Source organism: Bowmanella sp. JS7-9 (genome assembly GCF_004329715.1).
GTDB lineage: Bacteria > Pseudomonadota > Gammaproteobacteria > Enterobacterales > Alteromonadaceae > Pseudobowmanella > Pseudobowmanella zhangzhouensis.
This window is the reverse complement of the sequence record NZ_JXSY01000005.1, coordinates 127353-153268: the sequence shown is the minus strand read 5'-3', so window position 1 is coordinate 153268 and position 25916 is coordinate 127353. Positions and strand designations below refer to the sequence as shown.

Sequence of the window (25916 nt, the reverse complement as noted above, 5' to 3'; positions counted from 1 at the left end):
ATTAAACGGATACTGGCAGCGTGGAGTTAGAATCTTCTCTGGTCGCGGCGCAAAATGCGATAATCACCCCGCCTAATTTTCGGGAGCCCAATCGCAGCGCCGCCGAACAACAACAAACACAACAGCAACGGGCCAATACGCAATTGCCGCCCGCACAGGTTGTTGTGCGCCAAGGCTCTGCCGAAGCCTATCAGCAGGCGGATCAGTATCGCAAACAGCAAACCTATTATGATCAGCCAGAAGGCAAAGCTCGTGCTGCGCTGGCCGCCTATCAAAGTCTGCAACTCGACGCTAAACGCGATGAAATTAAACAGTTTCTGGGCGTAGACACCTACGTATAGCCATCTATCAACCTGCGCTAAATTCAGTTAAGGTTAAGCTAACTACACCGACACTTTTGCATTATTCGGATAAGGAAAATTCATTATGTTGCGTCATATCGTTGTAAGCGCGGTTTTGTTATTGCTTGGTGCCTGTGCCAGTGTACCCGATAATCTCAAAGTGGCGGATGACGGCCAGCTTATTCCTTATCAGGTGGTGGTGTTGAACCCTGCTGACCATGTGGGTAAGCCAGCGCGCTGGGGCGGGGTAATTGCTGAGATACGTAATCTGAAATCTGCCACGATGATAGAAATTGCGCACCGCGAATTAAACAGTTCTGGCAGGCCTGTGGGTGCCGACTTTAGCGCCGGGCGTTTTCGCGTCTATGTGAGTGGATTTTTAGATCCTGTGGTATTTCAAACCGGCCGCACCATCACGTTTGTCGGGCAGGTTGGCAAAGTAGAGGAAGGCCAGGTCGGTGAGCAGGCTTATCAGTTTCCTACTCTGATGGGGCAGTCCTACCAATTATGGTCAGAACAGCAGCAGGTAGATGTATCAAGCATCGAATTTGGCTTTGGTATTTGGCCAAGTGCTTATCACCGCTATTGGAGCGGTTGGGGGCACAGTCATTTCGGGATTTATCCGTCCTTCCGTCGGGTTATTGTGCGAGATAATAATCATCGCGGCACGGGAGGCATCACCACGCCAGCAACTACTGCTGCGCCTGAATCACCGCAGGTCCACCCTCAACAAAAGCCTGCATTACGTCAGGAACCTGTCCCAGAGAGTAAAAAGCGGCGTTCAGCTGAACGAATGTAGGCAGATGTATGCCTGTGAGGCGGCAAGAAATTGCCGCCTTTTTTCGTTTAAAAGCTGCGCAAACAAACCAAAAATCTCGCATTTACGCTTACATTTGTGCGCTGATATGAGATGATTGTCGGGCTTTGTTATCTGGACAGACCAGCGCATTATGCAGGAAATCACGCTTCACTATGGTTCGCGTCAACTCGCTGCCCTCGGCTTAGGTGACCCGGGCAAGCCACTGCTGTTGGCCTTACATGGTTGGTTAGATAATGCCGCCAGTTTTATTCCATTGGCGCAACACCTGCAGAATTATTATGTGCTGGCGATAGATTTGCCCGGTCACGGTATGAGCCCGCATCGCAGCGAAGACGCTCATTACCATTTGGTTGATTGGGTGCAGGATTTACACGGCCTGATTACAGCACAGGGATGGCAAGACGTGTCTATTCTGGGGCATTCGCTGGGCGGCATTATTGCCAGCTTATATGCAGCAAGTTTCCCGGAAATGGTCAAACACTTGATCCTGATCGAATCATTCGGACCATTGACCGAACCGGAAGACACGTCGCCGCAGCAATTACGTGATTCGGTACTGAGCCGGCTTGAAATAGCCAGTAAACCCGCGCGTCATCCTAAAGATGAAGCACAAGCTGTCACCGCACGTAAATTGGCCGGTGATATGCGTGCACCGTCGGCAGCCCTGCTGGTAAAACGGAATTTACGTGCTCTCGACGATGGATGCCTGCAATGGCGATCTGATCGTCGTTTGCGCACGATTTCTTCGTTGCGCATGACAAATGCACAAGCCGAAGCGTTTCTTCGCGCAGTGCAGGCACCGGTGCTGTTGCTGCTGGGAGAGAAAGGCTTTGAAAAATTACGCGTCAATTTGGCCAAACGTCAGGAGTGGGTCAAAGACCTGACTGTGCGCACGTTGCCGGGTGGACACCACCTGCACATGGATTATCCTTTGCAGGCAGCAGATAGTATTCAAGATTTCTTAAAATAAAGATTGTGGCAATGGCCACCGGACACAACACGATTTTATCGTACCCTGAAAGTCAGCCAAGCGGCTGCAATAACAACAATATCCACGTGGGAGGTAATGTGGAAAAAACCTGGTTAAACAGATATCCCGAGTCTGTGCCACACACCATAGATCCGGATGCAACCCCATCCCTGATGGAGGTCTTTGAGAAGAGTGTGGCGCAATATGCTGACAATGTTGCGTTTATTAACATGGGTCACAGTATTACCTTCAGGGAACTGGATACGTTATCGCGTTGTTTTGCTGCTTATCTGCAAAACAATGGATTGCAGCAGGGGGACGCTGTTGCGATCATGATGCCCAACCTATTGCAAAATCCCATTGCGATTTTTGGTGTGCTGCGTGCCGGTATGCGTGTGGTTAATGTTAATCCGCTCTATACAGCCCGCGAATTGGAACACCAACTCAACGACTCACAGGCTAAAGCCATTGTAATCGTTGATAATTTTGCGCACACCCTTGCTGAAGTTATCGGTCACACCGGCGTTGAAAAAGTATTATTGACCCGTATGGGCGATATGCTGCCTGCACCCAAGCGCTGGATTGTAAATTTCGTGGTTAAGCACGTTAAGAAAATGGTCCCGCCGTTTGAATTAGCCAATGTGGTTACTTTTAATGACGCGCTGAACCATGGAGCCAATCAGACCTATACCCGCCCGACCATTCAGGGCTCGGATATTGCCTTTTTACAATACACCGGCGGAACGACGGGCGTATCAAAAGGCGCGATGCTGACGCATCGTAACCTGATTGCCAACCTTGAGCAGATTTCTGCCTTTATCGAGCCGATTATTGAGCCGGGTAGAGAACTGGTTGTCACTGCGCTGCCGCTGTATCACATCTTCGCGCTGGTCGCTAACTGCCTGACATTTGTTAAGTTCGGATGTAAAAACCTGCTGATTACCAACCCGCGTGATATGCAGGGGTTTGTCAAAGAGCTGGGGCAGTATCCATTTACAGCGTTAACCGGGGTGAATACCCTGTTTAACGGCCTGCTTAATACCCCGGGATTTAGTGAACTGGATTTCAGCAAACTGAAATTCGCCTTAGGTGGCGGTATGGCGGTACAGCGTCCGGTGGCAGAAAAATGGGAAAAAGTGACCGGCCACGTGTTGCTGGAAGGATACGGATTAACTGAGTGTTCACCTGTGGTTACTGTTAACCCGCCGGATCTGGAGCATTACAATGGCTCGATTGGTCTGCCGGTTCCCTCAACAGAAATCAAACTGGTTGATGATGAAGGCAATGAGGTCGCAGAAGGTCAGCCGGGTGAAATGCTGGTGCGTGGTCCACAGGTGATGGCGGGTTACTTTAACCGTGAAGAAGCCACCCAGGACATTATGAAGGACGGCTGGCTGGCTACCGGTGATATTGCCAAATGTGACGAGCAAGGCTTTTTCTACATAGTGGACCGTAAAAAAGACATGATTCTGGTGTCAGGTTTTAACGTGTTCCCTAATGAAGTTGAAGAAGTCGCGGTCATGCATGAGGGGATCGTAGAAGCCGCGGCGGTGGGCGTGCCCCACGAAGCATCCGGCGAAATCGTTAAGCTGTTCGTGGTACGTAGCGACAAAACCTTGTCGGAAAAGGACGTAATTGCGCATTGCCGTGAGCACCTGACTGGTTATAAAGTACCGAAAGTGGTGGAATTCAGAGATGAATTACCGAAAACCAACGTAGGTAAGATATTGCGTCGCGCATTACGCGACTAGCAAATCTGAAAAGCCGGCGTGAGCCGGCTTTTTGTTAACAGGGAAATGAATACACAATGCAGTATCAGCTTGTCACTGACACTCAGACACTGGCGGCATTTTGCCAGCGCGCTTCGACCAAAGCCTTTATTGCGGTCGATACCGAATTTGTGCGAACCCGCACGCTCTATCCTCAGTTAGGACTGATTCAGTTATTCGATGGCGAACAACTGTTGTTAGTCGATCCATTGGCGGATATTCAATTGGCGCCTTTGGCTGAGTTGTTGACTAATCCGGCGGTGATCAAAGTATTGCATTCCTGCTCAGAAGATTTGGAGACGTTTCAGACTGCGCTGGGAGTGATGCCGGCGCCGCTATTTGATACGCAACTGGCGCTGAGCTTTTTGGATCGCGGCAATTCTGTCGGTTACGCACGTATGGTCGAAGAGATGCTGTCAATCAGCGTGGATAAAGGCGAGTCGCGTACAGACTGGTTAGCCCGTCCTCTCAGTGATAAGCAGTTAGATTATGCGGCCAAAGATGTACTGTATCTTTATCAGGTTTATCCGAAGTTAGCCGCCGATGTGGACGCTGCGGGTAAAACGGCCTGGTTGTTTGATGAAGTGACGTTAATGCAGGCGAAAAAGCGCGCCAGTTTACCCAGCGAATATGCCTATCTGACCTTTAAAAACTGTTGGAAGCTACGTCCAAAAAATCTCGCAACTCTGCGCGCGCTGGCTAAGTGGCGTCAGGAGTTAGCCCGCAACAAGAACATCGCGCTTAACTTCATTGTACGGGAAAGTAATTTGTATGAGGTGGCATGGCGGTTACCGGCCAAGCGCGCCGATTTATTTACCCTTCACGGCATGACTCCGCAGGAAATTCGACGCTATGGCGAGTCTATGCTGGGCATTGTTGCCGATATTCAGCAACTGCCCCCCGAACTTTATCCACCAAGAGTGGAACAACTGACCGATTTTACTGCCTATAAAGCGATGGCGAAGTCAATTCGCCAGGTGTGCGAGGAGGTTGCTACGGCTCACGGGCTGCCGGTAGAGTTGTTTGCCTCACGTAAGCAAATTCATCAGGTGCTCAAGTGGCAATGGTTTGAACTGGACGAAACCCGTTTATCCGGATTGCAGCCGGATTTATTGATGGGTTGGCGTAAAAGCCTGTTAAACGACGCGCTGGCGCATTTGTTTGATGATAGGATCAAACCAGTCTGAATAAACTGGACGGAAGTAGTAATGATTTGTGCCGTTTATAAAAGCAGCCGCAAGGCGGAAACGTATCTTTTTGTGCCCAAGCGGGATGACTTTTCCCGCGTACCTGAGCCATTAATGCAAACTTTTGGAACGCCTCAATTGGTGATGCTGTTGCAGTTAGACGGTAAGCGTACATTGGCGCTGGCCGATCATGAAAATGTGCGTAAGGCACTGGCGCAAAAGGGTTTTTATTTGCAGTTGCCACCACCGGTTGAAAGCCTGCTGGAACAACACAAAAAAGAACAGGGGATCAAATGAGAGCATGGTGTTTAGCCATCGCATTGATATCGTCCGCGGTCAGTGCAGAGCAAAAACCGAGTTTTGCAGACTATATCGAGTCGGTAAAACAACAGGCCCTGGAGCAGGGCTTCGAACGAGGATTTTTAGACGATGCCTTTGCTGATGTGGAGTTTTATCAGCGCAGTGTGCAGGCAGATAAGAATCAACCAGAATTTAAACTGACGTTGGAACGTTATCTGAAAAGCCGCTTGCCAGACTGGAAGGTGAAAAAGGCGATTCAGTTATACGAAGAGAACAAGCCGTTGCTGGAAAAGGTCGGTGAACAATACGGGGTGCAACCACGCTTCATCGTCGCGCTGTGGGGCAATGAGAGTAACTTTGGTGCAATCCAGGGCAAGTTTCCGGTTCTGTCAGCGCTGGCGACCATGGCTTATGAGGGGCGCAGAGAGCCGCTATTTCGAAAGCAACTGTTAGCGGCGTTGACCATTCTCAAACAAGGCCATATCGAGAAGTCCCAATTCGTTGGTTCATGGGCCGGCGCAATGGGCCAAAGCCAGTTTATGCCGACATCTTTTTTAACCTACGCGCAGGATTTTGATGGCGATGGCAAAAAAGATATTTGGGGCAATAAAGCCGATGTGTTCGCATCCATTGCTAACTATCTTAAGTCTGAAGGCTGGGATCATGCAGGTACTTGGGGACGTCAGGTTAAGTTACCTGCGGGGTTTGATGAGACCTTAAGTGGTCTTGAAAAAGACAAAATGCTAAGTCTGCAACAGTGGCAGGCATTAGGCGTAAAACGCTACAACGGTCAGGATTTACCCGCTGCCGATGTGCGGGCAAATCTGATTATGCCAGACGGCAAAGATGGGCGTATTTATCTGGTCTATGACAACTTTCACACCTTGATGCATTGGAATCGTTCGACCTATTTTGGCAGCGCAGTGGGAACACTGGCCGATCGTATCCAATGGGGTAAATAGTCTATGTATCGCCATATACTGGATGGTCAGATTAGTGAGTTACCGGTAGGCAAAGCGGTATGCGTGGGGCGAAATTATCTGGATCATATTCGCGAACTGGGTAATGAGGTGCCGGCCGAGCCATTACTGTTTATAAAACCCAATACTGCCATGGTGACGATGCAGGATTCGGTGGTAATCCCAACGCAATGGGGTGAATGTCACAACGAGCTGGAAGTTGCCTTATTAATCGATAAACCACTTGGCAATGCCGCTGAAGCGTCCGCAATGCAGGCGATTGGCGGTGTCGGGCTGGCGCTGGACCTTACGTTGCGAGATGTGCAGGATAACCTTAAAAAGCAGGGACAACCGTGGGAGCGTGCTAAAGCCTTTGATGGCGCTTGTCCGTTAAGCCCGTTTATCTCTGCCGGGCAAATCCCTAATCTGGATGCACTGTGTTTCTCGTTAGAAGTTGACGGGGCTGTGCGTCAGCAGGGCGATACATCTATGATGATGCGTAGGGTTGCCACCCTGCTTAGTGCCATCAGTCAGGTATTCACCTTATTGCCAGGCGATGTGGTGTTGACGGGTACGCCAGCGGGTGTTGCGCCGCTGAGGCCGGGGCAGCACCTGCGTGCCAGCTTGGCCGATAAAATTGAGATTGAAACAAGGGTTATAGCGCGTGACTGATCGTTTTTGGGAGCAAAAATCCCTAGATGCAATGAGCCGTGAAGAATGGGAGTCCATTTGTGATGGCTGCGGCAAATGTTGCCTGCATAAATTTATTGAAGATGACGATGAGGCTCAGGAAGGGCCGACAGATGTCATCCACGACGGTGAACATATCCATTACACCAATGTGGTTTGTGGTTTATTGAACACTAAAACCTGTAGTTGCACCCAATACAGCAAACGCACAGAGCTGGTGCCGGATTGCGTTAAACTGACCAAAGAAAATCTCAAAGATATTTTCTTTATGCCGCCAAGTTGCAGTTATCGTCGCTTACATGAAGGGCGGGGCTTGCCCAGTTGGCATCCTTTGTTAAATCGCGGCAAAAAAACTGCTATGTACAAAGCTGGCATGTCAATCCGTGGCCGGATTATCAGTGAAAACGATGCGGATCTGGATAATTTTGAAGATTACATCGTGATGTGGCCTTTGGAAGACGCAGACTAAACGAAATCAAATAAAAAGCCGCTTCAAATGAGCGGCTTTTTTAATGATGGTAGCCAATGTGCCGTCAGGCTTTTTTCAAGGCGAACCAGCGTATCAGTGTCACACTGACAGCTAACGCGGTGTATATGCCGAACACAACCACCATCCACTGTGGCATGGACATCCCCAGGAATTGCCAGTCAATATCACCACAGTCGCCCGTTGCGGCAAATATTTGTGGAAGCCATTCATGCAGCGGTGCCCAGGAAGGGAAATTGGGAACGATTTCACAGCCAGCAAAAAAGCCAAAAGGATCTTGCTGAATAGCCACATGTTCACGGGCAATCAACAAGCCCCAGATTGCACTAACCAGCCATAACGCCTGAGCAAGCAGGCGCAGCAAGGTGTTCTCGCTGCTGAAAATGCCCAACAGCGCCGCAAATAACACACCAAATACGGCAGTACGCTGGTAGACGCACATGATGCAAGGTTGTAGATCCAGCACATACTGGAAATACAGCGCACACACTTCCAACCCCAGCGCACTGATAAACAAAAGTTTCCAGGCGGTGGGGTGGGTTGGCCATTCTGCGATGGTCTTAATCATTCTACGGCTCGTTCAGTGAAGTTTAATGAGATGGAACCGCCTGATGGGGCAGGTCAGTATGATGGTTAATCAGATGCATCTGATACATCCAGTCAGTCGCATCCGCCAGCATCAAGTAACTACATGCCAGACCAACCAAGGTCAGCACGATGGTGTAAGGCAGCGCCATCACCACCATCTTACCGTAACTGAGGCGCAGCAACGGTGCCAGCGCTGAGGTCAGCAGGAATAAAAACGCTGCCTGCCCGTTGGGTGTAGCCACACTTGGCAGGTTAGTACCGGTATTAATCGCCACCGCCAGCATATCAAAGGTATCACGGTTGATATGGCCTTCACGCAGGGCGGTAGCCACCTCATTGATATATACCGACCCGACGAAGACGTTATCACTGATCATCGACAATGCGCCGTTGGCCAGATAGAACATAACCAGCTGGGTTTTACCTTCGAAGGTTAATACCCAATCGATAACTGGCCGGAATAGGCTCTGATCAATGATGACCGCGACGATGGCAAAGAACACACAAAGTAACGAGGTAAACGGCAGCGCTTCCTGAAAAGCTTTACCAATATGATGTTCATCGGTAATGCCAGCCAAAGAGGTCGCTAGGACTATAACCGATAAGCCAATTAGCCCCACAGGCGCCAGGTGCAGTGCCAGGCCGATAATCAGCCAGATGCCGATCAAAGCCTGGAAGATCAGTTTGGCAACATCCTGTTTTGTGCGCTTTTCATCGACCATGGCGGAGTAGTCAGTGAGAATATGTCGCACAGGTTCAGGTAAGCGAGCGCCATAGGAAAAGACTTTAAATTTTTCGACCAATACGGTAGTCAGCAATCCTGCAATGAATACTGGGATGGTGACAGGCGCCATGCGCATAAAAAATTCAATAAAATCCCAGTTTGCCGTGTCGGCAATAATCAGGTTTTGTGGCTCACCTACTTTGGTCATGACGCCACCTAAGGCGGTGCCAACTGCGGCATGCATCATCAGGTTGCGCAGGAAACCACGGAATTCTTCCAGTTCGTCACGGCTCAGGGCATGCACTTCCTCGTCAGAGGTGTGGTCGTGGTCATGGTGATATTCTTTGCCGGAGGCAACCTTGTGATAAATGCTGTAAAAACCGGTGGCGACTGCAATGATTACCGCCACTACCGTCAGGGCATCTAAAAACGCCGACAGAAATGCTGCTGCCGCGACGAAAGATACCGACAGTGCTGTTTTGCTCTTAATTTTTAGCAGCAAGCGGGTAAAAAGGTGCAGGAGGAGGTCTTTCATAAAGTAAATCCCTGCCACCATGAACACCAGCAATAACACCACTTCGATATTGGTCACAATCTCGGCCTTAATGTGCCCCGGCGAGGTCATGCCGATTAACACCGCCTCAATGGTCAAAATTCCCCCGGGCTGTAATGGGTAACATTTCAGCGCCATAGCGAGGGTGAAGATGAACTCCAGAATCAATAACCAACCCGCCACATAAGGGCTGACAAAAAAGAAAATCAGGGGGTTAATGACTAAAAAGGCAAGAATGAGTTTTTTGTACCATTCAGGGGAGTTGCCGAGGAAGTTTTTGTAAACGGCGGATAGCAGAGATTGCTGCATGAAGTCTCGTCCCATGTTGAAGCTAAACGTGCCACGCAATTTGTATTCTGTCGCTTAACAAATTGCAAGTTATTGATGAATTTAGGAATAATTATTTTAGATGGCAGTTTGGCAGTTTGCACAAATGAAACTGTAAATAGTCTGTTAGCAGAGCGTAAGCAGGATTTGAAAATTAAGCTGGTACAATCAGTTAACACTGGTACAATCACTTCCCAATATTTTCATAAAAATAAGAACACGAGCGAAGTGCAGTATGATTTATAAAGCGCAAAGCCCGGCAGGATTTGCCGAGGAATATATCGTTGAGTCTATCTGGAGTGGGCGCTTTCCCCCCGGCACGATATTACCCGCTGAACGTGAACTTTCTGAGTTAATTGGGGTTACCCGCACCACTTTGCGTGAAGTGCTGCAGCGCCTGGCGCGCGATGGCTGGTTAACTATCCAGCACGGTAAACCCACCAAGGTAAATAATTTCTGGGAAACCTGTGGCCTGAATATTCTGGAAACGCTGGCGCGTCTGGATGAAAACGGTATTCCTGAACTTGTTGATAATCTGCTGTCTGCGCGCACTAACGTGAGTGCAGTATTTATTCGTGGCGCGATTAAAAATAACCCTCAGGCAGTGATTGAAGTACTGAATAAAGCCAAAGACGTGGATGAAGATGGTCAGGCATTCGCCCGTTTTGACTATGAATTGCACCATGAAATGGCGATGCAGTCCGGTAACAACGTCTATGTATTGATGATGAATGGCTTCCGTGGATTATATTCTCGAATCGGCAGTTATTACTTCTCTCATCAAAGCAGTCGTCGTATTTCCCGTCAGTATTATGCGGATTTATGCGAATTGGCAGAGAAAGGCAATCACGACGCAGTGCCGCACCTGGTGCGTCGCTATGGTATTGAAAGCGGTAAAATTTGGCTGGATATCCGTGATGCGATGCCAAAAGGATTGGTTGACTGAGACCTTTTCTTCGCTTCACCCAATAAAAAAGGAAGCCGCGGCTTCCTTTTTTGCAAGTTAATGCTGGCTTAGCCTTTTAGCTCACGTACCAGACCCTGCACAACTTTACCGCTGCCACAGACGATATTGCCTTTAAACATCGGATCGTTGCCACCGCTGAAGTCCGTTACCAGACCACCCGCTTCACGCACCAGCAGTTCACCTGCGGCAATATCCCATGCCTGAATACCCGCTTCCCAATAGCCGTCGAAACGGCCTGCCGCAACATAGGCCATATCCAGTGCAGCAGAGCCAGTGCGACGTACGTCGCCACATTGCTGGAAAATACGTCCGAAGCTATCCAGTGACGTTGCAGTTGCGGATTTGGCTTTAAACGGGAACGCTGTTGCCAGCACAGTGCCACTGAGGTCGCGCTTTTGCGAACAACGAATACGGTAACCATTTAATTGTGCACCGGCACCTTTACTGGCGGTAAATAGTTCACCACGCAACGGGTCAAATACGACCGCCTGATCCAGACGACCTTTATGTAACAGTGCAATAGAAACGGCGAAGTGTGGAATGCCACGAACGAAATTGGTGGTACCGTCGAGAGGATCGATAATCCATTGGTACTCGTTATCTCCGGCAACTGCACCGCCTTCTTCACCCACAAAGCTGTGAGTCGGGTAGGACTGTTGGATTTTGCTGATGATCAGTTTTTCGGCTTCTTTGTCAACCGAGGTCACATAATCATTGGCGCTTTTGAATTCCGTTTGCAGATCGCCACCATTTTCATAGGCGCGAACAATAAGGGTTCCGGCAGCGCGCGCAGCACGCACAGCAATATTCAGCATTGGATGCATAAGAGATAACCTACCAATTGTAAAAGAACCACGCCATTTTGGCGCTCAAAAAATCGGCGCGAATTCTATCAGGCGTGTGTTAAAAGGCAAGCAAACACTGACAATTTAATTGGGTATGCTATGATGCGCGCCCAAATTTTTGCTTAGGAAGCTAGCTGGCGATGCTTGATCGTATCCGAATCATTCTGGTGAACACCTCTCATACGGGTAACATTGGCTCAACTGCTCGCGCAATGAAGACGATGGGACTGTCCAGTTTGTATCTGGTAGACCCGGTCAGTGCGCCGGACGGTCAGGCCAGTGCGTTGGCAGCAGGCGCCGGCGATGTGTTAGCCAAAGCGACAATCGTCCCCACCCTGGCTGACGCCATTGCTGATTGTGGATTGGTGATTGGCACCAGCGCGCGCTCTCGTACCTTGTCTTGGCCAATGATTGAGCCGCGTGAATGCGGACTAAAATTAGTCGCAGAAGCCAGCCAGTATCCGGTTGCGCTGGTGTTTGGTCGTGAAAACAGCGGTTTGAGCAATGAAGAATTACAGCAGTGCCATTTTCACGTGTGTATTCCGGCAAACCCGGAATATAGCAGCCTGAACCTGGCAGCCGCGGTGCAGACTTTGTGCTACGAAATACGCATGGCGAGCCTGGCCGATCTCCCCAGTGAAGAGATTGGCGACTATCCTTTGGCAGAAGATTTAGAACGCTTCTATACCCATTTGGAACAAACCCTCACAAAAACGAATTTTATCGTTAAAAATCATCCGGGTATGGTAATGACCAAATTGCGTCGCTTGTTTAATCGTGCCCGTCCGGAGGCTCAGGAATTAAATATTCTGCGCGGAATTCTGGCATCCATTGATAAAAGCGTGGAGTAAGCGTGTTCGACGGCATTAAAGAAGATATTCAGAGTGTATTTCATCGCGATCCTGCGGCCAGAAGTGCATTCGAGGTCCTGATTAATTATCCCGGGCTGCATGCCATTTGGTGGCATCGTCTGGCCCACCGGCTATGGCGCAGTAACTGGAAATGGCTGGCCCGCTGCGTTTCGACGTTAGCACGTTGGCTAACGGGGGTGGAGATTCATCCTGGTGCGACCATAGGCCGGCGCTTTTTCATCGACCATGGAATGGGCGTGGTAATAGGGGAAACCGCTGAAATAGGCGACGATGTCACCATTTATCATGGTGTAACCCTGGGTGGTACCAGCTGGAATGCTGGTAAGCGCCATCCCACTCTGATGGATAATGTGGTAGTCGGGGCCGGGGCCAAAGTGTTAGGGCCGATTATCATTGGAACCGGTGCGAAAGTGGGCTCTAACTCAGTGGTAGTGAAAGATGTACCCGCTGAAGCGACGGTAGTCGGCATTCCGGGGCGTATTGTGGCGGGTAAAGTCAGCGATGAACAATTGGATGCGCGCCAGGCAATAGCTAAGAAATATGGCTTTGATGCCTATGCTGTGGCGCCGGATAATCCCGATCCTGTCGCCAGTGCAATCGGTACTATGCTCGATCATATGCATTTGATGGATCGCAAATTGGCAGAAATGTGCTGTGCGATCAATAAATTAGGTGGCAATGTCTGCGAAGATTTACCTGAAGTCCATATTGAAGATTTCGCCGATGTTGAAGAGGCTGCAGCCGAACAGCGTAAACGCGAAAAAGACGCCTTCGATCCGGCAATTTAATTCACTAATACCCGACTATGACAGTAGGTTATTTACTTGACTAAAATAGTCGGGTATGGGAGACTTCACCCAATCTCAAAGGTGGGTGAACAAGCAATGAAATTAACTTCAAAAGGACGTTACGCGGTCACCGCGATGTTGGATGTGGCATTGCATTCTCAGCATGCCCCGGTGTCACTGGCGGATATTTCTGAGCGTCAGGGAATTTCATTGTCTTACCTCGAGCAGTTATTTGCCCGTTTACGCCGCCAGAATCTGGTGGAGAGCGTGCGAGGCCCGGGAGGGGGTTACAAACTGGGGCGTGAGGCTAATACCATTGCAGTTGGTGAAGTGATCAGCGCTGTAGACGAGTCAGTGGATGCTACCCGCTGTAGTGGGTTGTCGGATTGCCAGTCTGGTAAACGCTGCCTGACCCACAGCCTTTGGAGTGATTTAAGCGATAGGATCAGCACATTTTTAAATGGCATTACCCTGGGAGAATTAATGCGTCAGGGCGATGTTCAACAGGTGGCTGAACGTCAGAATCGTTGTACAAGTCAAAAATCAACAGCGAACGACAGTATCGCTGTTACCTTACATATGTAAGCGGAGTTAAAAATGAAGTTACCCATTTACCTGGACTATTCTGCGACCACCCCTGTGGATCCGCGAGTGGCTGAAAAAATGATGCAATGTCTGACTACCGACGGCAATTTCGGTAACCCGGCATCGCGTTCACACCGTTTCGGCTGGCAGGCCGAAGAAGCCGTGGAAGAAGCGCGTGCGCAAATCGCAGAACTGGTGAATGCCGATCCCCGTGAAATTGTATTTACCTCTGGCGCAACTGAGTCCAACAACCTGGCGATCAAAGGTGCAGCGCATTTTTATCAGAAAAAGGGTAAGCACATTATCACCCTCAAAACCGAGCACAAAGCTGTGCTGGACACGTGTCGTCAGTTGGAGCGTGAAGGTTTCGAAGTAACCTATATGGAGCCAAAGCCAGACGGTTTGCTGGATCTGGACGCTTTTAAAGCAACGTTACGTGATGACACTGTGCTGGTTTCCGTGATGCACGTGAACAACGAGATTGGTGTTATTCAGGATATCGCTGCCATCGGTGAGATTTGCCGTGAAAACAAAACGGTATTCCATGTAGACGCAGCACAAAGTCTGGGCAAAGTGTCAGTGGACTTAGCTGAACTTAAAGTTGACCTGATGTCATTCTCTGCGCACAAGTGCTATGGCCCTAAGGGTATCGGTGCTCTGTATGTTCGTCGTAAGCCTCGGATCCGTCTGGAAGCGCAGATGCACGGTGGCGGACACGAGCGCGGAATGCGCTCAGGTACACTTCCAACTCACCAAATCGTTGGCTTTGGTGAAGCATGTCGTCTGGCTAAGCTGGAAATGGCGGCGGAAAACGAGCGCGTCCTGATGCTGCGCAATAAATTATGGAATGGCGTTAAAGATATCGAAGCAGTGCAGGTCAATGGTGACCTTGAGCAGCGTGTCGCCGGCAATCTGAACGTGAGTTTTGCCTATGTGGAAGGTGAGTCACTGATTATGGCGCTGAAAGACATGGCGGTATCCTCAGGTTCTGCGTGTACCTCTGCAAGTCTGGAACCGTCTTATGTATTGCGCGCGCTGGGTCTGAATGACGAACTGGCACACAGCTCAATTCGTTTCAGCATCGGCCGTTTCACTACCGAAGAAGAAATCGACTATGTCATCAATGTGATTCAGGGCGCGATCGATAAACTGCGTCAGATGTCACCACTTTGGGAAATGTACAAAGATGGCATCGACCTCAACAAGGTCGAATGGGTTCACCACTAAGTTTTTGATTTGTCTGGCGAATAGCCGCACAAAAAGGTAAAGATTATGGCATACAGCAATAAAGTAATTGATCACTACGAGAATCCACGCAACGTGGGTTCATTCGACAAAAACGACCCTAGCATTGCGACGGGGATGGTGGGTGCACCTGCTTGTGGTGACGTAATGAAGCTGCAATTAAAAGTGGGTGAGAACGGTGTAATTGAAGACGCCAAGTTCAAAACCTATGGTTGTGGCTCTGCCATCGCATCTAGCTCACTGGTCACTGAGTGGGTAAAAGGTAAGACTCTGGATGAAGCGGTACAGATTAAAAATACCGATATCGCAGAAGAGTTGGCGTTGCCGCCGGTGAAAATTCACTGCTCTATTTTGGCGGAAGATGCGATCAAAGCTGCGGTCGAAGACTATCGCGCCAAACACGCTAAGAAGTAAGGAACAGCATGGCTATTAGCGTTTCTGAAGCGGCTGCCCTGCGAGCAAAAACGTTTTTGCAAAATCGTGGTAAAGGAATTGGCATTCGTTTGGGAGTCAAGACCACAGGATGTTCTGGTCTGGCCTACGTGTTGGAGTTCGTCGATGAACTCAATGAAGAAGACACTGTGTTTGAGGACAATGGCGTAAAAGTCATTATTGATCCAAAGAGCCTGGTGTATCTGGATGGCACCCAACTGGATTTTGCCAAAGAAGGGTTAAATGAGGGATTCACCTTCAACAACCCGAATGCGAAAGGCGAGTGTGGTTGCGGCGAAAGCTTCAACGTTTAATTTCGCGTTAACTCAATGCCAGTGCCAGTCCCACAGACTGGCATTTGCGTTTTAACACAGTGCGGATTGGCATGAATTATTTTGAGCTATACGATTTAGCACCGGAATTTGAGTTGGATTTGGCGGATTTGTCGGCACGTTATCAACGACTGCAGCAATTGACTCACCCGGATAAATTCGCGACAGCCAGCGATGCGCAGAAGCGTGTGGCGATGCAAAAAAACGCACAGATAAATGATGCGTTTCAGGTTCTAAAGTCCCCGTTAATGCGTGCCGAACATATGCTAACGCTGCGTGGTATTGAACTTCGCCATGACCAGACCACCATGCAGGATGGTGGCTTTCTGATGCAGCAGATGGAATGGCGAGAGCAGTTAGATGACATTCGTGCCAGTCGCGACAGCCATGCTCTTGAATTGCTGCAGGATGAAGTGACAGCCGAATTAAAGCGTCGTCATCAGTTACTGGCTGAGTTTCTTCACGACAATACGCAAGACAGCAACCTACGGGCGGGGGCTGAAATTGCTAAATTAAAATTTTTGGTCAAGCTGAACACTCAGTTGGATGACCTGTATGATCAATTTTCCGAGGACTTGTAGAACATGGCATTTTTGCAAATAGCAGAGCCAGGCCAAAGTGCCGTGCCACATCAGCGTAAGTTGGCTGTGGGTATTGATTTAGGTACGACTAACTCCTTGGTCGCTACGGTTCGAAGTGGTCAGGCCGATACGCTGGCAGATGCCAAAGGTTTTCATTTGCTGCCGTCGGTAGTGCATTATTCGGATGAGCGTGTCGAGGTTGGTCGTTTGGCCAGAGAAAAGGCCAGTATGGATCCTGCCAACACGATATCATCAGTAAAACGCCTGATGGGGCGTAGTGTGCCAGATATCAAATCTCGTTATCCCGACCTGCCGTATCGTTTCTGTACCAGCAGTGAAACTATGCCGGGCATAATCACCCCGGCAGGTAAGGTAAACCCGATTCAGGTATCAGCAGAAATTCTCAAAGCACTGAAATTGCGCGCAGAAATGACGCTGGGAGATGAGTTGACCGGCGTAGTCGTGACTGTACCGGCTTATTTTGATGATGCTCAACGTCAGGCCACCAAAGATGCTATTCGTATCGCCGGTCTTAAACTGTTACGCCTGCTCAACGAACCTACTGCAGCAGCCATTGCATACGGGCTCGACAGCGGGGAAGAAGGTATCATTGCTGTTTATGACCTGGGTGGTGGAACGTTTGATATTTCTGTTTTACGCCTCAGTAAGGGCGTGTTCGAAGTGATGGCGACAGGTGGGGATACAGCCCTTGGTGGCGATGACTTCGACCAGCGCATTGCCAATTGGTTTATCAGTGAACAAAACCTGCCAACTGGCTTGTCCGCTTCTGAACGTCGCCGTTTGTTAGACGTGGCGAAAGCGGCCAAAGAAGCATTGTCCTCACAGACTGAAACCAACCTCCAGTTAACCCTCGATGACGGTACTACCTACAGTGGCGAGTTAACGGCGCTGCAATTCAACGATTTAATCGGGGATCTGATTAAACAAACCCTCAAAACCTGTCGTCGAGCACTGAAAGATGCCGGTATCGACAAAGAGGATATCAGTAATGTGATCATGGTCGGCGGGTCTACCCGCACACTGGCCGTGCGTGAGCAGGTGGGGACCTTCTTCGCGAAAACGCCGCTGACCTCTATCGATCCGGATAAAGTGGTGGCGATTGGAGCCGCATTACAGGCCGATATTCTGGTTGGTAATAAGCCAGAAAGCGATATGTTATTGCTGGACGTATTACCCTTGTCACTGGGCCTGGAAACCATGGGGGGACTGGTTGAGAAAATTATTCCGCGCAATACCACCATTCCGGTGGCGCGTGCGCAGGAATTTACCACCTTTAAAGATGGTCAGACGGCGATGATGGTGCATGTGCTGCAAGGTGAGCGCGAACTGGTACAGGATTGTCGTTCACTGGCGCGTTTTAACCTGACGGATATTCCACCTATGGTAGCCGGTGCAGCCCACATTCGCGTGACGTTTCAGGTCGATGCCGATGGTTTGTTATCAGTGACTGCAATGGAAAAATCCACCGGTGTGCAAGCCAGTATTGAAGTCAAACCCGCCTATGGATTGAGTGACGACGAAGTGACCCGCATGTTGCAGTCCTCAATACAACACGCCAAAGATGATATGCATGCGCGTATGCTGCGCGAACAACAAGTGGAAGCCGACCGGGTAAGAGAGTCGCTGCAAGCTGCGTTGAACGCGGATGGTGATGCCTTGTTAGATAGCGACGAGCGTTTAGCCATTGAAGCAGCCATTGACGCTATGATGCAGACTGCTGCGGGGGATGACCCAGGCGCCATCGAGAAGGCGATCGAACAGGTTGATGCAATTAGTCAGGCATTTGCTCAAAGACGTATGGATCGCTCCATCCGTCAGGCATTGGCGGGTCATACCGTCGATGAACTTTAATCAGAATTAACAGGTAACGATGTTATGCCACAAATAATTTTTCTGCCTCACGCAGAGTTATGCCCGGACGGTGCAGTATTAGAAGCCAATAAAGGCGAGACGATTTTGGACGTTGCGTTAAAAAATGGCATTGGTATTGAGCATGCGTGTGAAAAAAGCTGTGCCTGCACCACCTGTCATGTGATCGTGCGCGAGGGGTTTGATTCCCTCAATGAATCAGATGAACTGGAAGACGATATGCTGGATAAAGCCTGGGGTCTGGAAAGTGAATCGCGCTTGGGCTGTCAGGCATTGGTTGCCGACGAAGATTTGGTCGTCGAGATCCCCAAATATACGGTGAATCAGGTCTCTGAAGGCCATTAGCATAACAAAAGGCGCCGATGGCGCCTTTTTTATAATCCGAATAAATTGAATTGACTTAAAGCATAGTCAACCAGCGAGCCGGCAACCATAGACAATGGAGCGGCAGCCGTCACTGCGATTACTTTTAAACTCTGAGGCACATCCACTGGCCATTCGCGAACTTTGGCAATTTCAGTTTTAGTCGCAATTAAACACGCAATTCGCCGTAATGTTCTAGGGTTGTCGGTAATACGCCGTCCACCGCAAATATTTTCTTCCATCGTATCATTTAATTTTTTGTAAATACGCTGAATTGCCATTGCTTTTTTATGGGCAATGATTCTTTGTGCTTTGAATACCGGCATAAAAAGATAAAAGGTTATTCCGAGTAACAATAAACAGGTCAATATAATATCTATTCTTGGTATCTGCCGTCCTATCCAAAATAGAGGGATGAGTACAAAAATAATTGCCGCTTTGACTGTGTTGTTTACAACAAACTTTGATACGGGAGCTAATTTTTCGATGCCCATGATGTCGATGGAGTCTTTAGTGAGATATTCCTGAGTCGCTATGTTGTTTAAAGATACTGTGTGAACAATGAAAAAAAAGATAAAAAACCAAAAGGGCACCGCCATTAGATTCATTGTTATAGAGACGATGTTTCCATCGAAAGCAAGTAAGTCCTCGCTATATAAGTAACTAAATGTGGCCAGTAAAGAAAGGACAATTGATATTGCCGTGTTCCTGATGGCTGTTTGAAGGAAGCGCTTCTTTTTTATTTTTTGTTGTTCCTCAGGAATGTTTTCGGCGAGTTGATTAAATGAATCTACTGCGGTGTCATGAATCGAGATTAACGCATACCAAAGATAAGCGATGATAGTTGGCATTGCTATGGCTCCCGCGAAAGGACGCATTTGCTCATCAGTCGCAGATGCTCCAGGGAAATTCAAGCTCCCAGTTAAATAACTAGCTGCCATCAACACAATCCAGCAATAATAAGGATAAAGTTTATTGCTAATCACAAAGATAAATAGTCGCTGAATCATAGAAAGCTTTTTACCAGGTTGTCGATAATTGAACTAGCTATCCAACTGAAAGCTGGAATGAAAATTAATAATCCAATTCTAATCATAAATGGAAAGTCTAATAACCAGGTTTTTGTTTCCAGTATTTCTTGTCTGACAGTTAATAAGTCTGAGACATATTGAAGCTTTTGGTCATTGTCAACTAGCCTTCTATATTGCTTGGGCCCGCTATGTAATGCTTCGTCAATTGCTGAGTTTATCCTTTGTACAGCCATTGATTTTTTGTTCGACATTGTTCGGTTGATGTTTATAACGGGATATCCAAAAAAGAATAATGAAGATATCAATGCGAATATGATGAAGAACATATCTATATTAGGTGGTGAAGAGTGTATCCAAAATAAAGGTTGCAAAGAAATAACTAAACTCGTGACGACGAAATTTATCCACCCGGTTTTTAACGCTGGTGTTAACATTTCTAGCTGGAACAATCTAATCCTCACGCGAAAATTAATGTAATGTAGAAGTGTTCTGGTAGAAAAATATAACGTGTAGATTAAGGTGCAAAGCATCAACCAAAAAAAGAAACATTGGACAAACAAATAGAGTCTGAGTACCTCAATCCCTCCTTCATTGTCATTGCTAAAAACTAAACCATTTGCGATCAGGTAACTACTTGTCAGGAATGCACTAAGTGTTAGAAGTTGAGGTATGTTTCGTTTAATTTTTTGCTCAAAAAATAGCCACAACCGATATTCAATTTTTTGTTTCCGTACTTTTGTGTGACTTAGCAAGCTTATAGAATTAGCCAGGCTGCGCAGACAAAACTGAAAGCTGAAGATCATAAATCCGCTGATAATAGGAAATGCGAGGGCTGCTCCAGCATCTTTAGCTTGGACTGAATCGTAGGGTACGCTGTTGAATGCCAATAATCCCAGCAACCAGTTTGTCATCAAGAACAAAGCGATAAAGGCGATAGCGAGGCCCATTTGCCATTGTATCTTTCGTTTTATTTTGTAGTGCCAAGTGATCAACATAGTTTTTCAGCTGCCTTTACGCAGGGTATTACGCAACAGATCCGGTCGATCGCTAATAATTCCATCAACACCCATATCGATTAATTCACGCATTTCCCAGGGATCGTTGATGGTCCATACGTGGACTTTCATACCTTTGCTGTGTGCGTCGTCAATTAAGGACGGGGTCACCACTTTCATGCCCGCTGAATAGTGTGGCACCTGCAGTGCTTGTCCACGAGGACTGGTTAAATGGGCGAGTCCCAGTTTATTCAGAACGACAAACCAGGTGGTCTCACTTTGTGCCATTGACGTGGCTACATCGGGGCAGACCAGACGAAATTCATCCAGCGCACTTTGATAAAAGCTGCCGATAATGACGTCGTCGGTTTTGTTGAATTCATGTATTAAGCGACAAAGTGAAACGGCAATAGACGGCTCGGTTTGCTTAATTTCGATAGTCATCAATTTATGCGGAAAACGGCTGAATACTTCGGCCAGGGTTGGCACAGTGATGCCCTTACCACGATAAGGAAAATCATCTGGGGCATCTTCTAACCAGCGGAAGCCCGCATCCAATTGCTTAATATCTGCCAGGGCTTTGTCTTTCAGATAGCCGCTGCCATTTGTGGTACGGTCCACAGTCGCATCATGCATTACGACCAAATGCCCATCCTGACTTTGGTGAACGTCCATTTCTAGCATGCCTACGCCAAGCTGTTCCGCCTGCTCAAAAGCATACAAAGTGTTGCTTGGCCACAGCAGATAGCCGCCCTGATGACCAATAGTTAAAAAGGCTGGATGTTTGCTCTGCCAGGGGAACGCTGGGGATTGCTCGGCCAATAGATAAAACGCGGTGTAAATCACCATCATGATGGCGGCAAGCGCGATAAGAATTCGGATCCACATACCTGTGCTGAAAATCAATTTTGATTGAGAATAACTCGCAATCAGCTTAAACGCTAGGCTGATTCATTGTGACGATAACGATCTACCCACATGGCAGTTGCACCGCAAATCGCCACCGGCATCACGATAAAGTTGACGATAGGGATCATAGAAAACAATGTAACTGCTGTGCCGAACGAAAAGGCGGCCCCTTTATCGCCAGATAGTAAGGTACGCATGCGCTGGAACGGGACTTTATGATTATCAAAGGGATAATCTATATATTGAATCGCCATGGTCCAGGCGGTAAAGGCGAACCAGATTAACTGGCCAATCACTGGCAAGATTAAAAACAGTAAAAAGAAGCCAATTGCACGGGGAATGTAATAAACCAGTTTCACCCACTCTCTGCTCAGGGTACGCGGTATATCTTTTATGATGTCGTTTACACCGCCGCCGGTCAGAGATTGTCCGGTTAGATGCTGCTCAACCTTTTCTGCCAGTACACCGTTAAATGGCGCGGCCAGCCAGTTGGTGACAGAGGTAAAAAGAAAAGAAAACACCACCAAAATGGTGAGAATTGCCAGCGGCCACAAAATCCAGTCTATCCAGCTAAGCCAGTCAGGCAGATAGCCATCGATCCAGGCAAATACCTGGTTAAGTTGGCTATACAAATAGTAAAAGGCAGCGCTAAACAGTAGCAGGTTCACGAGTAAGGGAATAAACACAAAACGTTTCAGTCCTTTGGTCTGAATTAAATCAAAACCCCGCATAAAATAGCCTGCGCCACTGGTGACTTGCTGCATCAAAACTTCCTGCAAAATAAATGAGTTACCGTATAAGTCTATCAACGCTATTTCAGTGAATAAAACCCAAATTGTTACAATTCCAAACATCTGTTACATTCCTGATGCCGGCCCGGATGCCAACACCGATAAAAACAAATGCGCTTAAAGAAAATCAGGCTCGCAGGGTTTAAATCCTTCGTCGATCCCACCAACATTCCATTTCCCGATGCCATGACTGCGATTGTCGGTCCGAATGGCTGTGGAAAATCGAATGTGATCGACGCCGTTCGCTGGGTGTTAGGCGAGAGTTCGGCAAAAAATCTGCGTGGCGATGCCATGACAGATGTGATTTTCAATGGTTCCAGCGCGCGCAAGCCAGTAGGTCAGTGTTCTGTTGAGTTGGTGTTTGAAAATGTCAGTGAACGCTTACAAGGTGAATACGCTAAATACAATGAGCTATCCATCAAGCGATTGGTGACCCGAGACGCGACCTCGACCTATTTTCTCAATGGCAGTAAGTGCCGCCGCCGTGATGTGACCGACCTGTTTTTAGGTACCGGGCTTGGGCCGCGTAGTTATGCGATTATTGAACAGGGCATGATTTCCCGTTTGATAGAGTCCAAACCTCAGGACCTGCGAATTTTCATCGAAGAAGCTGCTGGTATTTCCCGCTATAAAGAACGTCGGCGAGAGACCGAAAACCGTATCCGCCACACCCAGGAAAACCTTGAGCGTCTGCAAGATGTGCGCGGCGAGTTAGCCCAGCAATTAGAAAAGCTGCAACGACAGGCATCTGCAGCGCAAAAGTACAAGACGCTTAAAGCCCAAGAGCGGCAATTGAAAGCTGAATTGGCGGCGCTGCGCTGGTTAAAACATTCTCAGCAGGCGGATTCACTGCAGAAACATGTTGATGAACTGGAAGTAGATTTACAGGCACTCATGCAACAGCAGCGGGGAGACGAGAGTGGTTTGCTGATTAAACAGCAACAGCGAGATGACTTGCGTACCCAAAGTGAACAGCTACAACAGCGGTATTTTAAACTTGGCACGGATATCACGCGGGTCGAGCAAAATCAGCACCATAACAAAGCGCGGATTGGACAAATTGGTGCCGAACTGCAGCAAATTCTGCAACAACAAGCCGAACTGGCTTTGCAGCGGGAGCAGAATGAAGTTCAACGTTCGGAACTTCAGCTACAGATCGAAGAACTTGAGCCCGAATTTATGTTGTTGCAGGAAAGCCTGCAGGAACAGCAATCCTTGCTGGAAGCTGAAGAACAAAAGTTACGTGAACAACGCCACGTTTGGAACGAACACCTCAAGCAGCAGCGCGCACTGCAACAGCAGCATCATCAGGTGTCGTCAAAGGTAGACAGCCTGCAATTGATGTTGCAGCGCTCAGAAACGACGTTACACAGCATGCAAAGCCAGCTACAACAATTGCCTGAAACCAATCAGGACGAGGTCAATCGGCTGGCAGAACAGCTCAGGGAAGCAGAGCAGGAGCTTGCTGACACGTCGATGCAGTTACAGAATACGCTGGAACAAAAGAAAACAGAGCAAACACAACTGTTGCAATGCCGCGATGTGCTCAAAGACACAGACAAACAGCTTGCAGTAATGGAGGCACAATTAGCCTCGCTACTGGCCCTGCAGCAGCTGGAGGCGGATAATGTTGCCTATCAAGCGTATCTGAGCGACAACACGCAGAGTTGGCAACCACTTTGGCAATATTTGTCTGTCGAGCCTACCTGGCAACTCGCGGTAGAGACCGTGCTGGGTAAGTGGTTACAGGCGCCGGTTTTCAACCAGCAAGCCGAATTTGCCGACGTTTCCGGCGCCATAGCATTGTTTAGCGAAAATTTTGTACAACACAAAGCGTCAGGTTCATTGGCTGAAAGGGTCAGCAGTGATAGCTGCCCGCACTGGTTGAATATGGTGTTGTGTGCTGAAGATGAAGTAAGCGCGAAGCAGATTTCCTTGCTGCCGGGCCAAAGTGTGATTACGCCTGACGGCTATTGGCGCGGAACAGATTGGGCAATACGTTGTGAAGTGGCGTCAGAACAAACCGTGTTGGTGCGCGCTACGCTAATCGAGCAGGTTCAACGCGAAATAGCTCAGCAAAACGCCAGGAAGTCTGAGTTGGATGAGCGGGTACAAGCGTTAGACGCTGCCTGTGAGGAACTGATTAAAGGCGCTCAGCAATTGGACGAAGCCCGTGAAGTGTTGCGTCACCGGGTATTGGAAAGTAAGCAACAGTTTTTGCAAGCAGAGCAGGCTCAGTTGCAGCGGGACAATCAGCAACAGGCCCTGCAGCAACAAATACAAGATCTTCAGCTTCACATCGAAACTGAACGTGAAGAATTATTGCTTGCAAAGGCACAAAGCGAAGACAGCGCTGAGCAACTCGCACAGGCAGACTCACAGGTGAGTCAAATGCAGGACTCTCAACAGCAGATTGATCTGGCGATTAATCAGCAGCGCCAGCGTGTTGAACAACTGCGTAACGATAGTCATCGGTTGGCATTATCCCGTCAGCAGCAACAATCACAGTATCAGCAATGCGAGCAGCAACTAACTCGTATGGCGGATATGCTCACCGCACTGGATGAGCGCGAAGCGATGTTGGTTGAGGAGCGTGAATCTTTGCAACTGCCGCTGGAAGACAATCAGGAGCAATTGCAGCTATGGCTAACTGAGCGCGTAGACATTGAGCAACAGAAAAATATCTGTCAGCAGCAGCTGGAGGATATCGAACTCTGGCTGGCGGATTGTTATAAGGGTCAGCAACAGGTTGCTGCCAAAGCGGCCAAGATTAAGGCTGAGCAGGCTAGCATCCGCCTTGAGATTGAGGGGCAGCGAGTGCGCGCCAATGCCCTTATCGAACAACTGGATGAAATGCGCCAAAATCTGAAGTTTGTATTAGATAACCTCAGTGATGATGCCGAAGAAAACCAATGGCAGAAGCAATTGGATCAGGTTGGCATGCAGCTAGCGCGTTTGGGGGCAGTAAACCTGACCGCAGTTGAGGAATATGAGTTGCAGGCACAACGCAAGGCTCACCTGGATGAGCAATTTGACGATCTGACCAGTGCGCTGGATACCCTGCAAACGGCCATTCGTAAGATTGATCGTGAAACCCGGGCGCGCTTTAAAGAAACCTTTGATAGCGTCAATCAGGATCTGCAGCACCTGTTCCCCAAAGTATTTGGTGGCGGCGCCGCCTATCTGGCGTTGACGGACGATGACCTGCTCGAGACGGGAGTCACTATCATGGCGCAACCACCTGGCAAGAAAAATAGTACGATTCACCTTCTTTCCGGTGGAGAAAAAGCCCTGACCGCTTTATCATTGGTGTTCGCAATTTTCAGACTCAATCCGGCGCCATTTTGTTTGCTGGATGAGGTGGATGCACCGCTGGATGATGCAAACGTGGTAAGGTTTTGCAAATTAGTATCGGAAATGTCCGACAGCGTGCAGTTTATTTATATTACACATAACAAGATCGCAATGGAGATGGCGACCCATCTGACCGGCGTAACCATGGCAGAGCCAGGGGTTTCACGCATGGTGGCAGTGGATGTCGAACAGGCCGTCGCGCTAGCTGAAGCATAATAAAA

Annotated in this window: 27 protein-coding genes; 20 read left to right on the top strand and 7 right to left on the bottom strand. The window is 48.6% G+C overall.

Annotated features, from left to right (window positions below; translation table 11 throughout):
- Nucleotides 1-20: 20 nt before the first annotated feature.
- The 9 genes from TK45_RS03295 (at nt 21) to TK45_RS03255 (ending at nt 7505) form a co-directional block, all read left to right on the top strand.
- Nucleotides 21-341 (top strand): hypothetical protein, encoded by a 321-nt coding sequence (locus TK45_RS03295; RefSeq protein WP_131257205.1) that lies wholly within the window; start codon nt 21-23, stop codon nt 339-341.
- Nucleotides 342-426: 85 nt separating this feature from the next.
- Nucleotides 427-1140 carry a Slp family lipoprotein gene (locus TK45_RS03290; protein WP_131257204.1) on the top strand — a complete coding sequence of 238 codons (714 nt, stop codon included), beginning with the start codon at nt 427-429 and terminating at the stop codon, nt 1138-1140.
- A gap of 115 nt (nt 1141-1255) precedes the next feature.
- Nucleotides 1256-2131 carry an alpha/beta fold hydrolase gene (locus tag TK45_RS03285; RefSeq protein WP_254426533.1) on the top strand — a complete coding sequence of 292 codons (876 nt, stop codon included), beginning with the start codon at nt 1256-1258 and terminating at the stop codon, nt 2129-2131.
- A gap of 98 nt (nt 2132-2229) precedes the next feature.
- A complete protein-coding gene (gene fadD, locus TK45_RS03280) occupies nt 2230-3882 on the top strand; it encodes a long-chain-fatty-acid--CoA ligase FadD (RefSeq protein ID WP_131257203.1) in 1653 nt (550 codons plus the stop codon).
- A gap of 56 nt (nt 3883-3938) precedes the next feature.
- Nucleotides 3939-5087 (top strand): ribonuclease D, encoded by a 1149-nt coding sequence (gene rnd / locus TK45_RS03275; protein WP_131257202.1) that lies wholly within the window; start codon nt 3939-3941, stop codon nt 5085-5087.
- A 21-nt stretch (nt 5088-5108) separates the two neighbouring features.
- The gene (locus TK45_RS03270; protein ID WP_131257201.1) at nt 5109-5384 is read left to right on the top strand and encodes a YcgL domain-containing protein; all 276 of its coding nucleotides are present in this window, start codon (nt 5109-5111) and stop codon (nt 5382-5384) included.
- Nucleotides 5381-6349, top strand: a complete 969-nt coding sequence (locus TK45_RS03265; protein WP_131257200.1) for a lytic transglycosylase domain-containing protein — start codon at nt 5381-5383, stop codon at nt 6347-6349. The genes TK45_RS03270 and TK45_RS03265 overlap by 4 nt, the downstream gene beginning before the upstream one ends.
- A gap of 3 nt (nt 6350-6352) precedes the next feature.
- Entirely contained in the window at nt 6353-7018 is a 666-nt protein-coding gene (locus TK45_RS03260) for a fumarylacetoacetate hydrolase family protein (RefSeq protein ID WP_131257199.1), read from the top strand.
- The gene (locus TK45_RS03255; protein WP_131257198.1) at nt 7011-7505 is read left to right on the top strand and encodes a YcgN family cysteine cluster protein; all 495 of its coding nucleotides are present in this window, start codon (nt 7011-7013) and stop codon (nt 7503-7505) included. Before TK45_RS03260 ends, TK45_RS03255 begins: the two co-directional genes overlap by 8 nt.
- 64 nt (nt 7506-7569) lie before the next feature.
- On the opposite strand, the gene dsbB is transcribed toward TK45_RS03255, so the two are convergent.
- Nucleotides 7570-8091 carry a disulfide bond formation protein DsbB gene (gene dsbB, locus TK45_RS03250; protein ID WP_131257197.1) on the bottom strand — a complete coding sequence of 174 codons (522 nt, stop codon included), beginning with the start codon at nt 8089-8091 and terminating at the stop codon, nt 7570-7572.
- 22 nt (nt 8092-8113) lie between these two features.
- Nucleotides 8114-9697: a sodium/proton antiporter NhaB gene (gene nhaB / locus TK45_RS03245; RefSeq protein WP_131257196.1), complete on the bottom strand. Its 1584-nt coding sequence runs from the start codon at nt 9695-9697 to the stop codon at nt 8114-8116.
- 253 nt (nt 9698-9950) lie between these two features.
- Between nhaB and fadR the strand changes: the two genes are divergently transcribed.
- Entirely contained in the window at nt 9951-10661 is a 711-nt protein-coding gene (fadR, locus tag TK45_RS03240) for a fatty acid metabolism transcriptional regulator FadR (RefSeq protein ID WP_131257195.1), read from the top strand.
- A 68-nt stretch (nt 10662-10729) separates the two neighbouring features.
- Here fadR and suhB read toward each other — a convergent pair whose 3' ends face one another.
- Nucleotides 10730-11506: an inositol-1-monophosphatase gene (suhB, locus tag TK45_RS03235; RefSeq protein WP_131257194.1), complete on the bottom strand. Its 777-nt coding sequence runs from the start codon at nt 11504-11506 to the stop codon at nt 10730-10732.
- A 161-nt stretch (nt 11507-11667) separates the two neighbouring features.
- On the opposite strand from suhB, the gene trmJ reads away from it, so the two are divergent.
- The 9 genes from trmJ (at nt 11668) to fdx (ending at nt 18597) form a co-directional block, all read left to right on the top strand.
- Nucleotides 11668-12378, top strand: coding sequence for a tRNA (cytosine(32)/uridine(32)-2'-O)-methyltransferase TrmJ (trmJ, locus tag TK45_RS03230; protein WP_131257193.1), 711 nt, complete (start codon nt 11668-11670; stop codon nt 12376-12378).
- Nucleotides 12379-12380: 2 nt separating this feature from the next.
- A complete protein-coding gene (gene cysE, locus TK45_RS03225; RefSeq protein WP_131257192.1) occupies nt 12381-13187 on the top strand; it encodes a serine O-acetyltransferase in 807 nt (268 codons plus the stop codon).
- A 96-nt stretch (nt 13188-13283) separates the two neighbouring features.
- Nucleotides 13284-13772, top strand: a complete 489-nt coding sequence (gene iscR / locus TK45_RS03220) for a Fe-S cluster assembly transcriptional regulator IscR (RefSeq protein WP_131257191.1) — start codon at nt 13284-13286, stop codon at nt 13770-13772.
- 12 nt (nt 13773-13784) lie between these two features.
- The gene (locus TK45_RS03215; protein ID WP_131257190.1) at nt 13785-14999 is read left to right on the top strand and encodes an IscS subfamily cysteine desulfurase; all 1215 of its coding nucleotides are present in this window, start codon (nt 13785-13787) and stop codon (nt 14997-14999) included.
- A gap of 45 nt (nt 15000-15044) precedes the next feature.
- Nucleotides 15045-15431, top strand: a complete 387-nt coding sequence (gene iscU / locus TK45_RS03210; RefSeq protein WP_131257189.1) for a Fe-S cluster assembly scaffold IscU — start codon at nt 15045-15047, stop codon at nt 15429-15431.
- Nucleotides 15432-15439: 8 nt separating this feature from the next.
- Complete coding sequence (iscA, locus tag TK45_RS03205) at nt 15440-15763, top strand: iron-sulfur cluster assembly protein IscA (protein WP_131257188.1); 324 nt, start codon at nt 15440-15442, stop codon at nt 15761-15763.
- Nucleotides 15764-15834: 71 nt separating this feature from the next.
- Entirely contained in the window at nt 15835-16362 is a 528-nt protein-coding gene (gene hscB, locus TK45_RS03200) for a co-chaperone HscB (RefSeq protein WP_131257187.1), read from the top strand.
- Between the two features lie 3 nt (nt 16363-16365).
- Nucleotides 16366-18234, top strand: coding sequence for a Fe-S protein assembly chaperone HscA (gene hscA, locus TK45_RS03195; RefSeq protein ID WP_131257186.1), 1869 nt, complete (start codon nt 16366-16368; stop codon nt 18232-18234).
- Nucleotides 18235-18258: 24 nt separating this feature from the next.
- Nucleotides 18259-18597: an ISC system 2Fe-2S type ferredoxin gene (gene fdx, locus TK45_RS03190; RefSeq protein WP_131257185.1), complete on the top strand. Its 339-nt coding sequence runs from the start codon at nt 18259-18261 to the stop codon at nt 18595-18597.
- Nucleotides 18598-18626: 29 nt separating this feature from the next.
- Here fdx and TK45_RS03185 read toward each other — a convergent pair whose 3' ends face one another.
- The 4 genes from TK45_RS03185 to cysZ are packed head-to-tail and all read right to left on the bottom strand — an operon-like array spanning nt 18627 to nt 22314.
- The gene (locus tag TK45_RS03185) at nt 18627-19625 is read right to left on the bottom strand and encodes a hypothetical protein (protein ID WP_131257184.1); all 999 of its coding nucleotides are present in this window, start codon (nt 19623-19625) and stop codon (nt 18627-18629) included.
- On the bottom strand, nt 19622-20641 hold the full coding sequence (locus tag TK45_RS03180; RefSeq protein ID WP_131257183.1) for a hypothetical protein: 1020 nt from the start codon (nt 20639-20641) through the stop codon (nt 19622-19624). Before TK45_RS03180 ends, TK45_RS03185 begins: the two co-directional genes overlap by 4 nt.
- 6 nt (nt 20642-20647) lie before the next feature.
- Nucleotides 20648-21529, bottom strand: coding sequence for a glycerophosphodiester phosphodiesterase (locus TK45_RS03175; RefSeq protein WP_131257182.1), 882 nt, complete (start codon nt 21527-21529; stop codon nt 20648-20650).
- A gap of 53 nt (nt 21530-21582) precedes the next feature.
- Nucleotides 21583-22314: a sulfate transporter CysZ gene (gene cysZ, locus TK45_RS03170; RefSeq protein ID WP_131257181.1), complete on the bottom strand. Its 732-nt coding sequence runs from the start codon at nt 22312-22314 to the stop codon at nt 21583-21585.
- Between the two features lie 138 nt (nt 22315-22452).
- On the opposite strand from cysZ, the gene smc reads away from it, so the two are divergent.
- The gene (gene smc, locus TK45_RS03165) at nt 22453-25911 is read left to right on the top strand and encodes a chromosome segregation protein SMC (protein ID WP_131257180.1); all 3459 of its coding nucleotides are present in this window, start codon (nt 22453-22455) and stop codon (nt 25909-25911) included.
- Nucleotides 25912-25916: the final 5 nt, after the last annotated feature.